Consider the following 1,396-nt stretch of genomic DNA (forward strand, 5'->3'; position numbering starts at 1 on the left):
TGGCTCTATAATAAATGTTGGGGTGACACCACTACGGTGTCACTTCCAACATTATTTTTTTGCAAAAAAATAAGCATATAAGGCTCACATGCTTTACAATAAAAGTGTCAAAGTCCTAAAGAAAGGATGTGAGCTTATATGCCTACTACTGATTATACTGAATTTTTACATAATGTAAAACAAGAATATATTACAAATAGCTATGAATTAGACGGAATATTTATTTTTGACATAGAATTACCAGCAACATCACATATTTGCCCAAAGTGTGGAGAAACCACAAAGCATATTAAGGATTACCGCATACGTACTGTAAAGTTTGGAAAAGTACAACGAGGCCCACTAATTGGAAAATACAGACAGCGTCGGTATATTTGTCCGCATTGTGGTCATTCTTTTGCTGAAAGCAATCCATTTGTACGAAAACATATGCAACTAAGTGTAACTAATATTAGAATGCTATTTGATAAACTTACTGAAAGTGTAACCTATACAGCTATTGCTAACGAGTGTGATACATCTATTACTACAGTATTACGTTATTGCTCTATGATCACTATACCTAAGCCCAAGACCTTACCCACTGTGATTGGTATTGATGAGTTTAAAGGAAATGCAGAAGGCTACCAATACCAAGTTAATTTAACTAATCCAGATACACATGAAATATTAGATATTTTACCGAAACGTGATACGCAAGCATTAATCCACTATTTTGCATCATTTAAACATAAGGATCGCCTACAAGTTAAGTTTATTGTAATGGATATGTCCATACAATTTAAGCGCATCATGGAGGCGCTATTTCCACATGCGCATATTATCTGTGATCGATACCATGTATGTCGACTTGTAGATTGGGCGGTAGAGCGAGTTAGAAAGCGTGAGCAACATAAACTGGCTGCTTATTCACGTATGTTAAAACAGAATCGACGTGTACTAATGAAGCATCCAGACCATTTAACGGAAGCCGAACATATTAAACTATGTGAAATACTCAGAATATCTGATGATTTACGAAAAGCATATGCTTTAAAACTTTCTTTTAGAAAAATCTTTTCAATCTATGGTAAACAAAGAATAGCTGCACATTTAACGCATTGGTTGGAATTAGTAAAAGCATCTGGCTTAGATGAATTTAATAACTTCTTTACATCATTTCCTGCATGGATGACGCAATTAACTAATGCATTCTTACTTCCATATTCTAATGGATACACAGAAGGAACTAACAACAAAATTAAAGTATTAAAACGGATAAGCTATGGACTTCGCCACTTTGGTAGATTTAGAGTACGTATTCTACTTTTGAGCAAAAAGAATGGCACCAACCATACATATGATTGGTGCCAAAGAAGACTCGTAGGGTGAATACCCCAACATTTGACAGAGAGCC

1 protein-coding gene is annotated in these 1,396 nt (G+C 35.0%); it reads left to right on the forward strand.

From position 1 onward, the window contains the following. The first annotated feature begins 138 nt into the window (after positions 1–138). A complete protein-coding gene (locus EO121_RS08545; RefSeq protein ID WP_126939505.1) occupies positions 139–1,371 on the forward strand; it encodes an ISL3 family transposase in 1,233 nt (410 codons plus the stop codon). Positions 1,372–1,396 lie beyond the last annotated feature (25 nt).

The sequence above is a fragment of the Veillonella sp. CHU732 genome (assembly GCF_003992085.1).
Lineage (GTDB): Bacteria > Bacillota > Negativicutes > Veillonellales > Veillonellaceae > F0422.